The organism is Micromonospora sp. WMMD961, assembly GCF_029626145.1.
Taxonomy (GTDB): domain Bacteria; phylum Actinomycetota; class Actinomycetes; order Mycobacteriales; family Micromonosporaceae; genus Micromonospora.
The window spans coordinates 1,702,660-1,716,775 of sequence record NZ_JARUBJ010000002.1; the positions used below are offsets into that span (position 1 = coordinate 1,702,660).

At 72.0% G+C, this 14,116-nt stretch carries 14 protein-coding genes and 3 tRNA genes; 13 read left to right on the top strand and 4 right to left on the bottom strand.

Translation table 11 applies throughout. The annotated features are described in order from the left end of the window. Window positions 1-32 precede the first annotated feature (32 nt). Complete coding sequence (locus O7614_RS08140; RefSeq protein WP_278137864.1) at window positions 33-1,052, bottom strand: endonuclease/exonuclease/phosphatase family protein; 1,020 nt, start codon at window positions 1,050-1,052, stop codon at window positions 33-35. Between the two features lie 340 nt (window positions 1,053-1,392). Here O7614_RS08140 and O7614_RS08145 point away from each other — a divergent pair, with 340 nt between their 5' ends. The 9 genes from O7614_RS08145 (at window position 1,393) to O7614_RS08185 (ending at window position 9,075) form a co-directional block, all read left to right on the top strand. Continuing rightward, on the top strand, window positions 1,393-1,902 hold the full coding sequence (locus tag O7614_RS08145; RefSeq protein ID WP_278137865.1) for a hypothetical protein: 510 nt from the start codon (window positions 1,393-1,395) through the stop codon (window positions 1,900-1,902). A gap of 309 nt (window positions 1,903-2,211) precedes the next feature. Continuing rightward, window positions 2,212-3,261, top strand: a complete 1,050-nt coding sequence (locus O7614_RS08150) for a MoxR family ATPase (RefSeq protein ID WP_278137866.1) — start codon at window positions 2,212-2,214, stop codon at window positions 3,259-3,261. Then, the gene (locus O7614_RS08155) at window positions 3,258-4,283 is read left to right on the top strand and encodes a DUF58 domain-containing protein (protein ID WP_278137867.1); all 1,026 of its coding nucleotides are present in this window, start codon (window positions 3,258-3,260) and stop codon (window positions 4,281-4,283) included. Before O7614_RS08150 ends, O7614_RS08155 begins: the two co-directional genes overlap by 4 nt. After that, window positions 4,280-5,239 (top strand): VWA domain-containing protein, encoded by a 960-nt coding sequence (locus O7614_RS08160; protein WP_278137868.1) that lies wholly within the window; start codon window positions 4,280-4,282, stop codon window positions 5,237-5,239. Before O7614_RS08155 ends, O7614_RS08160 begins: the two co-directional genes overlap by 4 nt. 36 nt (window positions 5,240-5,275) lie before the next feature. Then, window positions 5,276-6,160 (top strand): trypsin-like peptidase domain-containing protein, encoded by an 885-nt coding sequence (locus O7614_RS08165; protein WP_278137869.1) that lies wholly within the window; start codon window positions 5,276-5,278, stop codon window positions 6,158-6,160. 87 nt (window positions 6,161-6,247) lie between these two features. After that, on the top strand, window positions 6,248-6,544 hold the full coding sequence (locus O7614_RS08170; RefSeq protein WP_278137870.1) for a hypothetical protein: 297 nt from the start codon (window positions 6,248-6,250) through the stop codon (window positions 6,542-6,544). A gap of 328 nt (window positions 6,545-6,872) precedes the next feature. Next, window positions 6,873-7,298 carry an alternative ribosome rescue aminoacyl-tRNA hydrolase ArfB gene (gene arfB / locus O7614_RS08175; RefSeq protein ID WP_278137871.1) on the top strand — a complete coding sequence of 142 codons (426 nt, stop codon included), beginning with the start codon at window positions 6,873-6,875 and terminating at the stop codon, window positions 7,296-7,298. A 108-nt stretch (window positions 7,299-7,406) separates the two neighbouring features. Further along, window positions 7,407-8,405 (top strand): aldo/keto reductase, encoded by a 999-nt coding sequence (locus tag O7614_RS08180; RefSeq protein WP_278137872.1) that lies wholly within the window; start codon window positions 7,407-7,409, stop codon window positions 8,403-8,405. Window positions 8,406-8,478: 73 nt separating this feature from the next. Continuing rightward, window positions 8,479-9,075, top strand: a complete 597-nt coding sequence (locus O7614_RS08185) for a TetR family transcriptional regulator (RefSeq protein WP_278137873.1) — start codon at window positions 8,479-8,481, stop codon at window positions 9,073-9,075. A 15-nt stretch (window positions 9,076-9,090) separates the two neighbouring features. Here O7614_RS08185 and O7614_RS08190 read toward each other — a convergent pair whose 3' ends face one another. Both O7614_RS08190 and O7614_RS08195 read right to left on the bottom strand, forming a co-directional pair. Next, a complete protein-coding gene (locus O7614_RS08190) occupies window positions 9,091-9,957 on the bottom strand; it encodes a 3-methyladenine DNA glycosylase (protein ID WP_278137874.1) in 867 nt (288 codons plus the stop codon). A 34-nt stretch (window positions 9,958-9,991) separates the two neighbouring features. Then, a complete protein-coding gene (locus O7614_RS08195; RefSeq protein WP_278137875.1) occupies window positions 9,992-11,551 on the bottom strand; it encodes a hypothetical protein in 1,560 nt (519 codons plus the stop codon). Window positions 11,552-11,725: 174 nt separating this feature from the next. Here O7614_RS08195 and O7614_RS08200 point away from each other — a divergent pair, with 174 nt between their 5' ends. The 4 genes from O7614_RS08200 to O7614_RS08215 all read left to right on the top strand — a co-directional run bounded on the left by O7614_RS08200 (window position 11,726) and on the right by O7614_RS08215 (window position 13,149). Next, a complete protein-coding gene (locus tag O7614_RS08200) occupies window positions 11,726-12,529 on the top strand; it encodes a fumarylacetoacetate hydrolase family protein (RefSeq protein WP_145785131.1) in 804 nt (267 codons plus the stop codon). A 108-nt stretch (window positions 12,530-12,637) separates the two neighbouring features. Further along, window positions 12,638-12,709: transfer RNA gene (locus O7614_RS08205), tRNA-Gln, on the top strand. Window positions 12,710-12,843: 134 nt separating this feature from the next. Continuing rightward, window positions 12,844-12,916, top strand: a tRNA-Glu gene (locus O7614_RS08210). Between the two features lie 160 nt (window positions 12,917-13,076). Continuing rightward, window positions 13,077-13,149 (top strand) — tRNA-Glu (locus O7614_RS08215). 249 nt (window positions 13,150-13,398) lie between these two features. Here the strand turns inward: O7614_RS08215 and O7614_RS08220 are convergent. Continuing rightward, window positions 13,399-14,085, bottom strand: coding sequence for an IclR family transcriptional regulator (locus O7614_RS08220; protein WP_007456408.1), 687 nt, complete (start codon window positions 14,083-14,085; stop codon window positions 13,399-13,401). Window positions 14,086-14,116: the final 31 nt, after the last annotated feature.

The following is a 14,116-nucleotide window of genomic DNA, read 5'->3' on the forward strand; positions in this document are numbered from 1 at the left end:
GACCAGAGTCGGGGGTGGGGGCGGGGGCGGGGTCAGGGGTGGGGGTGGGGGTGGGGGTGGGTGAGGGTGGTTAGGACGGGGCGGTGGTCGCTGCCGGGTAGGGCTAGCACCTTCACGGACCGGACCGCGATGCGCCGGTCGACGAGCACGTGGTCGATGGTGACCGGTGGGATGAGGTCGCCGTCGTAGGGGCCCCAGGTGCCGGTCAGCCCCGCTCCGGCGGCATCGGCGGCGTCGACGTAGCCGGTGTTCAGCAGGGCCCGCAGTGGGCTGTGGTCGAGGGTGGCGTTGAAGTCCCCGGCGAGGATCCGCAGTCCACCGTCCGGGGTGGCCGGCGGTTGGGCCTTCAGGTCGGCATGCCACGCGCCGACCTGGTCCACCGCGGACGGTGCCGCCGGGTGGGCCGACTCGACGCGGACCGGGCCCGCGCCGGGGACGGCAACCGTGCCGTACGCCTGGGTGAAGCGCCAGCCGTTGCGGCTGTGCCGGACCCCGACGTCGCTGAGCGGCCACCGCGAGTAGAGCCCGGAACCGGACGCGCCGGCCTCCGCGTTGAGCTGCCGGTGGGGTAGCAGCCGGTCGAGGCCGAACCGATCCAGGGCCACTTGTGCGTCCGGGGTGAACTCCTGCACGGTGAGCACGTCCACCTCGTACCGCCGGACCAGCTCGACGAGGGTCCGCGCGTCGCCGGCGCCGGCGAGCAGGTTGGCGGTGAGCAGCCGCACCGTCGGCCCGCCTGCCGCCGGCTGCGACGAGGCCAGCGCCCGCGGTATGACGACGCCGAGCAGTGCCACCGCCGCCACTGCCGCGAGAGCCGCCGGCCACCAGCGCCGCAGGGCGAGCGCGAGGCTCAGGGCAAGCACGCTGAAGCCCGCGACGTACGGCGTGAAGGCGAGCGCCTGCACCAGCGGCCCGCGGTCGAGGCCGATCAGCCGGAGGGCGGCCCAGAGGGCCGGCGGGGCGACCGCCAGCCAGCAGAGCGCCGTGCCGAGCCGAGCGCTACGGTGCCGCCCCGACCTCGGTCTGGGTATGGGCGGAGCGTCGACGATCATGGCGGTGATGATAGCCGTGGCACGCTCGGCGCTATTTCGTGAATGGTGAAGCGCTCATCTTTCACAATTTTGTGACGGCTGATTGACAGCTCGACAAAAAGAGATCAACTATTGACTGCCGGCTTTTTTCGGTGCTACGTTCCATCTGGCTCAAACGACGCAACTCTGAGTAGTAACCGCAGCTCAGATGGGGTGTGAATCATTGAGAAACGGATCTCAATGAGGGTAGGTGAAATAGCTTCCCTCGCCCTGACGCCGTCGCCTCGCCTATTGGTGGGCAGCCATCCGTCCCGCCCCGCGGGTCGGCCGAATTCGCACGGTCACACAAGGGGGACCTGTCATGAGCTCAATCTTCCGACGTAAGGTGGCAGCGGTCACATTCGCTGTCCTGGCCCTCAGTCTCGCTGGCGGGGGCATCGCCGTCGCCCAGCCTTCGGCGAAGGCGCCGCAGGAGGCGGTCCAGCCGACGGCCCGTGGCACGAACAGCCAGCCGCCGGTCACCGCCGAGTCCGCACGTTCGGCGAAGGCCGCGCTGGCCGCGGGTGGCGTCAGCACGATGGCGGCCGCCAGTTGGTTCACCGTCGTCAACTCCAACGGCACCAAGGCGCGCGGCACCGGCACGGTGATCAAGTACGGCACCGGTCAGTACGAGGTGCAGTTCGGCTACAACGTCTCGGCCGGTGCCTTCCTGGCCACCATCTCCCGGTCCGACTCCTGCTGCATCCCGCCGGGCGGGGAGGTCTCGGTCGCTCCGCGGCTGCTGACACCCAACGCGGTCTTCGTGCAGACCCGCAACTCGGCCGGCACCCCGGCCGACCTGGGCTTCACCCTGCTCACCCACACTCCCTGACCGAATCGACGCGCCCGGCCCCCGCGCTTCGTGCGCGGGGGCCGCGTGCTGGTCCCCGCGCACCGCCCGGCCCGCAGCCCGCCCGCTCGCCGCCGTGCCCAGGCTTGATCGACTCGGCCTCCGGGAGTCGGGCTGTGCTGGGCAAGTGGACACCGAGGATTCCGGAAAACCGAACCGATCAGCCGTTCTCGCCTCGCCTGGTGCCGATCGTCACGCTTGCGTGCGACTCATCCCCGTTCCGGCCACTGCGGGCCGGTCCGGGCCGCACAATCCCACGTTTGCCGGGCACCTGCCCGGGAAGCAAGCACCGTGACGGACATCTCGGACACCCTGGCCAGCATGCCCAGCTCGGTCGATCCCGAGCCGACCGGCGTCGAGCTGGAACAGACCCTCTTCGAGGTCAAACGCGTGATCGTGGGGCAGGATCGCCTCGTCGAACGCCTGCTCACCGCACTGGTCGCCAACGGACACTGCCTCTTGGAGGGGGTGCCCGGCGTGGCCAAGACACTGGCCGCGCAGACCCTCGCCACAGTGGTCGGTGGCACCTTCTCGCGGATCCAGTTCACCCCGGACCTGGTCCCCTCCGACATCGTCGGCACCCGGATCTACCGGGCCTCCAAGGAGACCTTCGACATCGAACTGGGCCCGATCATGGCCAACCTGGTGTTGGCCGACGAGATCAACCGTGCCCCGGCCAAGGTCCAGTCGGCGCTGCTGGAGGCGATGGCCGAACGGCAGGTCTCGATCGGCGGACGGAGTTGGCCGGTCCCGAAGCCGTTCCTGGTCCTGGCCACCCAGAACCCGATCGAGTCCGAGGGGGTGTACCAGCTCCCGGAGGCCCAGCGCGACCGGTTCCTGATGAAGGTCGTGGTCGACTACCCCAGCGACGCCGACGAACTGGCCATCCTCTACCGGATGAGCACCGACCGACCACGCCCGCGTCAGGTGCTCGACGCCCAGCGACTACAGGACCTCCAGGCCCACGCCGAGAGGGTCTTCGTCCACCACGCGTTGGCCGAGTACGTGGTGCGGCTGATCCTCGCCACCCGGGATCCGGGCCGGTTCGGACTACCGGAGATCGCCCCGCTGCTGGCGTACGGGGCCAGCCCCCGGGCCACCCTGGGCCTGGTCGCCGCCGCCCGGGCACATGCCCTGCTGCGTGGGCGGGAGTACGTGCTGCCCGAGGACATCCGGGAACTCGCCGTCGACGTCCTCGCCCATCGACTGGTGCTCTCCTTCGACGCGGTCGCCGACGGGGTGTCCGCCGAGAGCGTGGTGCGCCGGCTGGTCGAGGCGGTGCCACCGCCCCGGCTGGCCAACGGGCACCCACAGCAGGCGCCGGACCTGGCGGCGGCATGAGACGCGTGCACGTCGCACCGGTCGTCGCGTCAGCCGACCCCGGCCTGGCCGAGCTGGCCCCCGACCAGCGGTTACGCCGCCTTGAGCTCACCGTCACGCGCCGACTGAACGGTCTGCTGCACGGCCAGTACCGTGGCCTGTTGCCCGGTCCGGGCAGCGAACCCGCCGGCAGCCGCGAGTACCGGCCGGGCGAGGACGAGGTACGTCGGATGGACTGGGCGGTGACCGCTCGTACCGCCGTGCCACACGTCCGGCAGGTCGACGCCGACCGTGAACTCACCACCTGGCTGCTTGTCGACGGCAGCGCCAGCATGGAGTTCGGCACCGCCGAACTGGACAAGCGGGAGCTGGCGGTGGCCGCCGTCGCGGCGGTCGGTTTCCTGACCGCGGGTGTCGGCAACCGCCTCGGTGCCCAGGTGCTGCGTGCCGACGGGGTACGCCGCTTCCCGGCCCGCACCGGACGTACCCATCTGCTCGCGTTGCTCCGCGCGTTGCTCGCCGCCCCACGTGCCACCGCACCCGCCGACGGGGCGGGGCGGGCGTCCACGATCGGCTCGCCGGACCTCGCCGACGGGCTCGACGCGTTGCACCGGATCGCCAACCGGCGCGGCCTGGTCGTGGTGGTCTCCGATTTCCTCGACGGGCTGCCCGACGACCCCGACCAGCAGGCGCCCTGGGAGCGGACCCTGCGCCGGTTGGCCGCCCGGCACCAGGTGCTGGCGATCGAGGTGACAGACCCCCGTGAGCTGGAATTACCGGACGTCGGCCTGATCACGCTCGTCGACCCGGAGACCGGCCGCTGCCGCGAGGTGTCCACGTCGGACCGCCGGCTACGCGAGCGGTACGCCGAGGCTGCCGCCGCCCAGCGCGAGCAGGTCCAGCAGGCGTTGCGCCGTGGTGGAGCGAGCCACCTGCCGCTGCGCACCGACCGGGACTGGAGCGCCGACATCGTCCGGCACGTGCACGCCCAGCGTCGGCTTGCCGCCGCACCGGCCGGCCAACGACGGGGAGGTGTCGCGTGATCTGGCAGTCGCCGCTGCGGCTCTGGTTGCTGCTCGGTGTGCTCGCCCTGGTCGTCGCGTACCTGATGGTGCAGCGCCGACGTAGCCGGTACGCGGTCCGCTTCACCAACCTGCGGTTGCTCGACCGGGTGGCGCCGGAACGGCCCGCCTGGCGTCGACACGTACCAGCCGGGCTCTTCCTGGCCATGCTGGCGCTGCTCGTGGTCGGCTTCGCCCGACCCAGCGCCGAGGTCCGGGTGCCTCGGGAACGCGCCACGGTGATGGTGGCGGTGGACGTCTCCACGTCGATGCTCGCCACCGACGTCGATCCGGACCGGTTGGCCGCCGCCAAACAGGCGGCCCGGCGCTTCGTGGAGGGCCTGCCCGACGAGTTCAACGTCGGACTGGTCGCGTTCGCGGGCAGCGCGGCGGTACTGGTGCCGCCGAGCACCGACCGGGACGCCCTGGACGAGGGGATCGGCCGGCTCGCCGAGGGCATCACCGGCGTGCAGGGCACCGCGATCGGCGAGGCGATCAACACGTCGCTCGGCGCGGTCAAGAGCCTGGACAGCGAGGCCGCGAAGGAACCGCCGCCGGCCCGGATCATCCTGCTCTCCGACGGCGCCAACACCTCCGGGATGGACCCGATGGAGGCGGCAGCCGAGGCGGTGACGGCGGAGGTGCCGGTGCACGCCATCTCGTTCGGCACACCGTCCGGTTTCGTGGACCGCGGCGGGCGACCCATCCAGGTACCTGTCGACGGGCAGACCCTCAGGGCGGTCGCCGAGGAGACCGGCGGGATGTTCCACGAGGCCAGCACCTCCGACGAGTTACGCGCCGTCTACGACGACATCGGCAGCTCGGTCGGCTACCGCACCGAACGGCAGGACGTCTCGGCCCGGTTCATCGGCCTCGGACTGGTGTTCGCGATGGGTGCCGCCGCCGGCTCGATGCGCTGGTTCTCCCGACTGCCCTGATCGCCGCACCACTGACGTCGACTGTGAGGAGTACGCATGGCAGTGCAGACCGGACTGGGCGAACCACGCGGTCCCTGGTTCATCTCGCCGGAACTCGGCCCGGACGGGCGCGGGTGGTGGGATCCTCCCGAGCGTGAACCGGGTGGGCGACGGCCTGGGCGGCTGCTGGCCGTGCTGGCCGTGGTGGCGGTCTCGGCCGTCTCCGGTGCTCTCGCCGGTGGCGTGGTGGCCAGCCGGGACGGGGCCGGGGGCCCGGCAGCGGCGTCCGCCGCCCCGGTTCCGGCCGAGCTGGTCACGGCGGCCGAGCGCACCGTACCCGGGGTGGTATCGGTGCTGGCGGGCGGCACGACCACTGGTTCCGCGACCGGCGGATCCGTGAACGGCGCGTCCGCGACCGGCTCCGGCTTCGCCGTGGACGACCAGCAGCACCTGATCACCAACGACCACATCCTGGCCAAGGGCGGTGGCGGGCCGGTGACTGTGGAGCTGCCCGACGGCCGTCGGTTCGCCGCCGAGGTGGTCGGACGGGAGCCACGCAGCGACCTTGCGGTGCTGAAGGTCCCGGCATCGGCCGGTCTGACCCCGCTGCCCCTGGCCAAACCGGGCGCGACCCGGGTCGGTGAGCCGGTCCTCGCGGTGGGTTCGCCGCTCGGCCTGGCCGGGACGGTCACCGCGGGAATCGTCAGCGCGCTGAACCGGCAGGTGCGACTGGGCAACAACCGGCACACCGCCGTGCAGACCGACGCGTCCATCAACCCCGGCAACTCCGGTGGGCCCCTCGTCAACGCCCGCGGGGAGGTGGTCGGGGTGAACACCGCCATCGCCACCATCGACGGCAACGGGTCGATCGGCATCGGGTTCGCCATCCCGATCGACCAGGTGCAGCAGACCGCCGACACCATCATCGGCAAGGGCGGCTGAGCTGCCCGGACAGCCTCCAGTGTCGGATATCCGGCCGCACAGCATCGGGCCATGGAAATATTACGGTCGGTATGGATACTGGCGGAGGTGGAGCGTCCTCTTCTCGCGGTCCTCCTGCTGGTGGGCCTGTTCATCGGATGTGCAGTGGGGTCGGCGTACGCCCGGGCGCGACGCGGGTGGAACGATTACCAGACCGTCAAGAAATCGGTGCCGGGCGCCCGTCGAGGCGCCTGGTTGCTGATCCGTGGTGTCGCCGTCAAGGCCGGCGTGATCGCCCTGCTTCTCTTCGGCGCGGTGGCGTACGCGGCGGTCGGCTCGGACGAGGACGCCGCCGGGCCGACACCCGGCCAGTCCCCGACGCAGAGTGACCCTCCGCGCCGCTAGGGCCTGTTTCATAAGAACTGGCCGGCCTGCGGCGGGCCCGGACGACGCCCGGCGGCGTTGCGGTTTCGTCCGGATACAACACCGGTATCCGGACGAAACCGCGCCTTGCCGGATCGCCGTCCGGACTCCGCCTCGGCTCGACCGCCCTTATGAAACAGGCCCTAGGCCTGCCCCCGCGCAGTTAGGGCCGCGCCCCGCGCCCCGCGCCGCGCCAAGATCCGCCCAACTTCCCGGATGTTGCTGCCTCCGACGGCGGGAGGCACCAACATCCCCGACGTTGTGCGGATCTTGGGGACGGGTGCCCGGCCTCGCCGTATAGCCTCAGGGCGTGGACGACGGACTGCGGGTGACCGACCGGTGGGTCGTCCCCGCCGGGGAGTTGCGGGAGCGCTTCTCCCGCTCCTCGGGGCCGGGAGGGCAGGGGGTCAACACGGCGGACTCCCGGGTCGAGCTGAGCTACGACCTGGCCAACTCGCCTGCCGTGCCCGAGTCGCTGCGGGCACGGGCGCTGGCCCGCCTGGCCAACCGCCTGGTCGACGGGGTGTTGACGATCGCCGCCAGCGAGCACCGCGCCCAACTGGCCAACCGGGAGGCGGCCCGGGAACGGATGACCGCCCTGCTGCGGGAGGCCGCCGCGCCCCCTCCGCCGGCCCGTCGAGCGACCCGCCCGTCCCGTGGAGCCAAGGAACGCCGACTGGCCGAGAAGAAGCGCCAGTCCCAGCGCAAGCGCGACCGCCGCGCCGACGGCGAGTAGCCGATCCTCCTTCGTGACGCCGGCCTGTCACGCCGCTGACTGACAGAATCTGGAATCTGTTAGCTGATGTGTGTATGTTGGTGGGGTCACTCCGAGAGAGGAAGATCCATGAACACCCGCACCCTCGGCGCCACCGGCCCGACCGTCTCCGCACTCGGCCTCGGTCTGATGGGCATGTCCGACCTCTACGGTGCCAGCGACGAGGCCGAAAGCATCGCCACCATCCACGCCGCGCTCGACGCCGGCATCACGTTGCTCGACACCGGCGACTTCTACGGGATGGGCCACAACGAGATGCTGCTGCGCGACGCGCTGCGTGGCCGCAACCGCGACAACGCGGTGATCAGCGTCAAGTTCGGTGCACTACGCGACATCGAGGGCGGCTGGAACGGCACCGACCTCCGACCCGCCGCGATCAAGAACTTCCTGGCCTACACCCTGCGCCGGCTCGGCACCGACCACGTCGACATCTACCGCCCGGCCCGGCTGACGCCGGACGTGCCGGTCGAGGACGTCATGGGCACCCTGGCCGACCTGGTCAAGGCCGGTGACGTCCGGCACATCGGCCTGTCCGAGGTGAGCGCGGAGACACTGCGCCGCGCGCACGCCGTGCACCCCGTCGCCGACCTCCAACTCGAATACTCGCTGATCTCCCGCGACCCCGAGGCGGAGATCCTGCCCACCGCCCGCGAGTCGGGCATCGGCGTCACCGCGTACGGGGTGCTGTCCCGGGGCCTGATCAGCGGCCACTGGTCGCCGCAGCGCCAGACCGGCGTCACCGACTTCCGCAGCCACCTGCCCCGGTTCGCCGGCGCGAACCTGGACCACAACCTCGCCCTGGTGGACGCGCTGCGCACCGTCGCCGAGGCTCGTGGCGTCACCGTGGCCCAGATCGCCATCGCCTGGGTGCTGTCCCGGGGCGAGAACATCGTGCCGCTGGTCGGTGCCCGCCGCCGGGAGCGACTGACCGAGGCGCTCGGCGCGGCGGCGTTCACCCTGACCGAGGCCGACCTCGCCGCGATCGAGGCCGCCGTCCCGTCCGGCGCGGCGGCCGGCTCCCGGTACGGCGAGGCGCAGATGGCGCTCCTGGACAGCGAGCGGGCATGACCACCGTGCCGTGGCGCGACCGTCGGCCGGGGGTCGCGCCACGGCCCGCGACCCGGTCAGGAAGGCTGGAGTCATGAGCGACGCCACCGCCCTGACGGCCGACCGGATCCTCGACACCGCCGAGGAGGTGCTGCGCCGGTACGGGCCGGCCAAGGCCACCGTGCTGGACGTCGCCCGCGCGCTGAGCGTCAGCCACGGCAGCGTCTACCGGCATTTCGCCAGCAAGGCCGCTCTCCGGGAGGCGGTCGCCGAGCGGTGGCTGGCCCGGGTGTCCACCCCGCTGATCGGGGTGGCCACCGGTTCCGGGCCCGCGCCGGAGCGGCTACGCCGCTGGCTGGCGGAGCTGAGCGGCACGAAGCGCCGGATGGCCCGGGAGGACCCGGAGCTGTTCGACAACTTCCACCAACTCGCCACCCTCTCCGAAGGGGCGGTCGCCACCCACCTCGAGGTCCTCGCCGGTCAGCTCAGCGTGATCGTGGCGGACGGGGTGACGGCGGGAGAGTTCACCGTGCCCGACCCGGCGGTGGCCGGCCGGGCGATCCTGCAGGCCACCGCCCGCTTCCACCACCCGGCCCACCGCACCGAGTGGGACGAGTCGGGGCTCGACGACGACCTGGCGGCGGTCGTGGACCTGCTCATCGACGGCCTGCGTACCCGTTCGACGAGCTGACCCGGGCGCCTGAGGTCAGGCCGGGACGGCGGTGAGCAGCCGCTCGCGCAGAACGGCGCCCCGGTCGGCGAAGGCACGTTGTGCCGCCGCGTACTCGGCCCGACCCTCCGGGGTCTCCACCCGCACCGGCGGGTAGCCGAGCGCCGCCAGGTCGTACGGGCTGGCCCGCATGTCCAGTGTGCGGATCTCCGTGGCCAGCTCGAACGCGTCGGCCACCAGCTCCGAGTCGACCAGCGGGGACAGCTTGTACGCCCACTTGTACAGATCCATGTTGGCGTGCAGGCACCCCGGTTGTTCGAGGGCGTGCTGCGTCTCCCGGGTCGGCGCGAGCACGTTCAGCGGGCGGGCCGGCGGTGTGAAGAACCGGAACGCGTCGAAGTGGCTGCACCGCACGCCCCGCTCCTCGACGACCGCGGCGGTCCGCTGCGGGGTCAGTCGCAGCGGCCAGGCGTTGTGCCGCAGCTCCGCCTGGGTCTGCCGGTAGACCATCGCCCACTCGTGCATCCCGAAGCAGCCGAGGTGTGGCGACCGCCCGCTGGTGGCCGTCAACAGGGAGCGGATCCAGGTGATCGACTCGCCGCGCCGTGCGCGTACCGCAGCGGTGTCGAGGGTGACCCCGGCGGCGGTGGCGCGGTAGTCCCGGCCGAACTCGGCCGGGTCGGCGTCGTGCAGCTCGACCCCCGCCCCCGGATGCCAGCGACGCAGCTGGGCCGGGCGGTGCGAGTAGTAGGTGAACAGGAAGTCGGCCACCGGATGCCGTTCACCGCGCCGCCGGCGGGCCAGGTGCGGCGTCAGCCAGACGTCCACGCGTTCCTCGTGGGCTCGCCGACGGGCCTGCCACTGCGCAGCGTCGAGCACGGCAGGGGCTAGGGCGGCGGTCACGCACCCCAGGGTACGACCGCCGCCCGCGCACCGGTCAGGGCATGTGCACCCGAACCCCGGCGGAGAACACGCCGCTGCGCAACTCCAACTGCTGGGGCGGGTCCCGCCCGTCGACGGTGAAGACCAGCGGGAGCACTATCCGGGTGCCCGCCGCCATCGGGTCGGCGAAGACGTCCCGACCCAGGTTGGCCGCCCGGGTGGCCGGCTCGTCGGTGCTCACCCAGCGCCCGCCGGGCAGGTACGCCCGTTGCAGCTGCCCGTGCCAGGCCTGGTGGTCGCCGGTGACGTTGCGCACACCCACGGTGGCCTGGCAGCGTCGGCCGTTGGCCGGTGTCGCACCGCCGTCGGTCTTCGCGGCAGAGCCGGACGTGCCACACGACATCCGGTACACGGTGAACTCGAACGCCGACTCGCGCAGCGGCACACCCACCGGTCCGGTGACCCCGGTGCCCATCCACGCGCCGCTGGTCGGTTGCTTCTGCGTGTCGATCTGCGAGACCTGACGGGTCGCCGTCCACCCGGCGGTGCCGACGACGCCGGCCAGCACCGCGACGGCGGCACCCACCAACAACCAGACCGGTGGGGTACGCCGACGCCTCGTCGGCCTCGGGGTGGCCGGCCGCGGATAGATCGTCCCGCGTCCACCGTCCGGCCCGCCGTTGCTGGCCAGCGCGGCGGCCGTCACCCGACGCCGCCGCCGACGTCGCCACACCCAGACCAGGGCCGCGCTGATCAGCAGCAGGACCGCCAACCCGGCGAGCAGCACCGGGTACCGCCGCCAGGGCGGCGCCTCGGTGATCTCGGCCGCAGGTGGCGCCGCCGCCTTCCAGGTCGCCGTGGCGCAGTCGTACGGCCGGGTGCCGTCGCTGGTGAACGCACACGCCGGGGCGGTGAGTGGTTGGCCGGGCGCGGTCGCGGCGAGCGCCGTACCCAGCGTGGTGGAACTGTGTGCCGGCAGTCTCAACCGCCAGGTCACCTCGGTAGTGGAACCGCCGGCCCGGGTGGACCGGCCGCCGCCACTGATCGCGGTCGGCGACGAGCCAGGTGGCAGTTCCTGGCGCACCGTGGTCTCCACCGGGGCGTTGCCCACGTTGCGGACCTGGATCCGGTACCTCGGCGCCGGGCTGTTCTCCGACGCGACCGCGACGGTGACCTGCTGCGGCGGCGCCGACGCCGGTGCCCGGGTTGGTGGTGCCATCGCCGGCGGCGCCGAGGGCGGGGTGGGCTCGGTCAGCATGGCGACCGTCGCGACCGGTGGCCGGGTGGACGTCTCCGTCGGCGGCCGGGCGGCGCTCGGTCGTGGCGTCGCGGCACCGGGCGGCGATTCGGCCGTCGGCCGTGGCGTACCGGCCGGTGGTCGCGGCGTGGCCGCCGGTGGTGGCGGCGTCCCGGCCGTTGATCGTGGCGGGGCCGTTGATCGTGGCGCTGCCGCCGGTGGTGGCGTGCTGGCCGTCGGTGCCGACGTGGCGGCCGGTGGTCGTGGCGTGGCCGCCGCCTCCGGCGTCGCGGCCGGCAGGGCCGGCACAGCGGCGAGGATGCCGAGGCAGTGCACGAACACTGCGAGGGCCCTGTGGTGTCGTGTCGATGCAGGCATACGAACGAACCTCCGGAGCCGACGGTAGGGGCGGGCCGCCTCCGTGCGGGTACGAAGTCGGGAAGACGGCCCCGCTCACCTCCTGCTCCGATAGGGTGCCGCCCGGTGACGGGTTGAGCACATCCGACGGCCGGTCCTGGCCGGTCGGGGTGCCGGCGGGGCTAGATTGGCCGGGTGCGTATCGCTCGTTTCGCCCATGCCAAGGGAATGTCGTTCGGTGCCGTCGAAGGCGAACCGGAGGCCGGGCCGCAGGGCCTGACCATCGCCGAGATCGAGGGCCACCCGTTCGGCAATCTGTCCTTCAGTGGGGCCCGTTGGGCCCTCTCCGACGTTCGGCTGCTCTCGCCGATCCTGCCCAGCAAGGTCGTCTGCGTCGGCCGCAACTACGCCGACCACGCCGCCGAACTCGGCAACGACGTGCCCAAGGAGCCGCTGCTCTTCCTCAAGCCGTCCACCTCGGTGATCGGCCCCCGGGACGCCATCCGACTGCCGATCTTCTCCAAGCAGGTCGAGCACGAGGCGGAACTCGCGGTCGTGATCGGGGCTCCGGGCGCGCGCCGCGCGGACCGGGCCGCCGCCGAACGTGCGATCTTCGGCTACACCTGCGCCAACGACGTCACCGCGCGCGACCTCCAGCGTTCGGACGGGCAGTGGACCCGGGCCAAGGGCTTCGACTCGTTCTGCCCGATCGGTCCGTGGATCACCACCGGTCTGGACGTCTCCGACCTGGAGATCAGGTGTGAGGTGGGTCGCAACCCGGAGGAGATGGAGGTGCGCCAGCTCGGCCGGACGAAGGACATGGTCTTCGACGTACCGGGCCTGGTGTCGTACATCTCGCACGTGATGACCCTGCTGCCCGGCGATGTCGTTCTCACCGGCACTCCGGCCGGGGTTAGCCCGCTCGTCGAGGGGGATACGGTCACCGTGCGGATCGAGGGCATCGGCGAGCTCACCAACCCGGTGGTCCCCGTCGCCTGATTCGTCTGATGCCCCTGTTTTCGCAGCTCACGGGTGGTTCGGGGGGATCGGATTTGGCCCGTCGGCACCGGGAGGGTAAAGTTCACTCCCGGCGCCGCAAGGGGCCAATGGGGTATGGGGTAATTGGCAGCCCGACTGATTCTGGTTCAGTTAGTCTAGGTTCGAGTCCTGGTACCCCAGCGCTGCTGGAATTCGTGAGAATTTCAGACGCTGGATTCTGACGGAGTTCGACTCCGCCCCTCCGGGGGCGGAGGGTGGTCTCTGGTAGAGTGCAGCTCCTCCGCCCGCGAGGGTGGGGGAGCGAAAGTTGTTCTGGCCCCGTCGTCTAGCGGCCCAGGACGCCGCCCTCTCAAGGCGGTAGCGCCGGTTCGAATCCGGTCGGGGCTACGTCGTACACAGCCCGTCTCACCTGGTGAGGCGGGCTGTTTCGTTGTCGCTGTTTCTTGTCGCGGCAGCCCTGCTGCGTCCCGTACCCCGCGATTCTGCCGCTCGGCGGTGCCGCTAGACTACTGCCGCATCGCCCGCGAGGGTGGTGAACGGAAGTTCTGGCCCCGTCGTCTAGCGGCCCAGGACGCCGCCCTCTCAAGGCGGTAGCGCCGGTTCGAATCCGGTCGGGGCTACAACCAAGGCTCGTCTCGCTTCGCGAGGCGAGCCTTTCCCGTTTCCCCCCGGCCCCTGCTCCCACCCCGCGCCGGCGGGGGTCCCTGCGCTGGGAGGCAGCAACATCCCCGATGTTGCCGCTTTCCGCGCGTCGGAGGCAGCAGCATCGGGGATGTTGCGCGGATCTTGGTGCGGGGTGCGGGGTGCGGGGTGCGGGGTGCGGGGTGCGGGGTGCGGGGTGCGTTGCCCCTCGGGGCCGAGGGTGTGGGTCAGAGGCCGGACAGGCGTTGGCCGGCTCTCACCACGGCCATGGCGTGGCGTTCGCCGGGGCGGCGGCCCAGGCGTTCGATCGGGCCGGAGATGCTGACCGAGGCGATGACCCGGCCGGTGCGGTCGCGGATCGGGGCGGAGACGCTCGCCACACCGGCCTCCCGCTCGGCGACGCTCTGCGCCCAGCCGCGGCGGCGTACCTCGGCGAGGGTCCGCCCGGTGAACTTGCTGCGCGGCAGCAGTGGCATCACCGCCTCCGGCGGCTCCCAGGCGAGCAGGATCTGGGCCGCGGAGCCGGCCGTCATCGGCAGCACCGAACCGACCGGAACCGTGTCCCGCAGGCCGCTGGCCCGCTCCGCCGCCGCCACGCAGATCCGCTCGTCGGCGCGGCGGAGATAGAGCTGGGCGCTCTCACCGGTGGCGTCGCGCAGCGCGGCGAGCAACGGCTCGGCGGCGGTCAGCAGGACGTCCGGCGCCGCGTTCGCCAGCTCGCCCAGACGGGGGCCCGGTCGCCATCGGCCCTGGGTGTCGCGCACCAGCATCCGATGGATCTCCAGTGCCTGCGCCAGCCGGTGCGCGGTGGCTCGGGGCAGCTTGGTGCGTTCAACGAGTTCGGCCAGGCTGGCGCCGTCCACGCAGGCGGCCAGGATGACCACCGCCTTGTCGAGAACGCCGACACCGCTCATACTGTGTCCCACAAGCCGAAACTTACCTCCC

What these genes read in the sequence shown, in the direction of transcription:
- O7614_RS08195 (WP_278137875.1), bottom strand. Translation starts at nt 11,551, where the DNA reads ATGCCTGCATCGACACGACACCACAGGGCCCTCGCAGTGTTCGTGCAC.
- O7614_RS08180 (WP_278137872.1), top strand. Translation starts at nt 7,407, where the DNA reads ATGAACACCCGCACCCTCGGCGCCACCGGCCCGACCGTCTCCGCACTC.
- O7614_RS08140 (WP_278137864.1), bottom strand. Translation starts at nt 1,052, where the DNA reads ATGATCGTCGACGCTCCGCCCATACCCAGACCGAGGTCGGGGCGGCAC.
- O7614_RS08185 (WP_278137873.1), top strand. Translation starts at nt 8,479, where the DNA reads ATGAGCGACGCCACCGCCCTGACGGCCGACCGGATCCTCGACACCGCC.
- O7614_RS08165 (WP_278137869.1), top strand. Translation starts at nt 5,276, where the DNA reads ATGGCAGTGCAGACCGGACTGGGCGAACCACGCGGTCCCTGGTTCATC.
- O7614_RS08155 (WP_278137867.1), top strand. Translation starts at nt 3,258, where the DNA reads ATGAGACGCGTGCACGTCGCACCGGTCGTCGCGTCAGCCGACCCCGGC.
- O7614_RS08220 (WP_007456408.1), bottom strand. Translation starts at nt 14,085, where the DNA reads ATGAGCGGTGTCGGCGTTCTCGACAAGGCGGTGGTCATCCTGGCCGCC.
- O7614_RS08145 (WP_278137865.1), top strand. Translation starts at nt 1,393, where the DNA reads ATGAGCTCAATCTTCCGACGTAAGGTGGCAGCGGTCACATTCGCTGTC.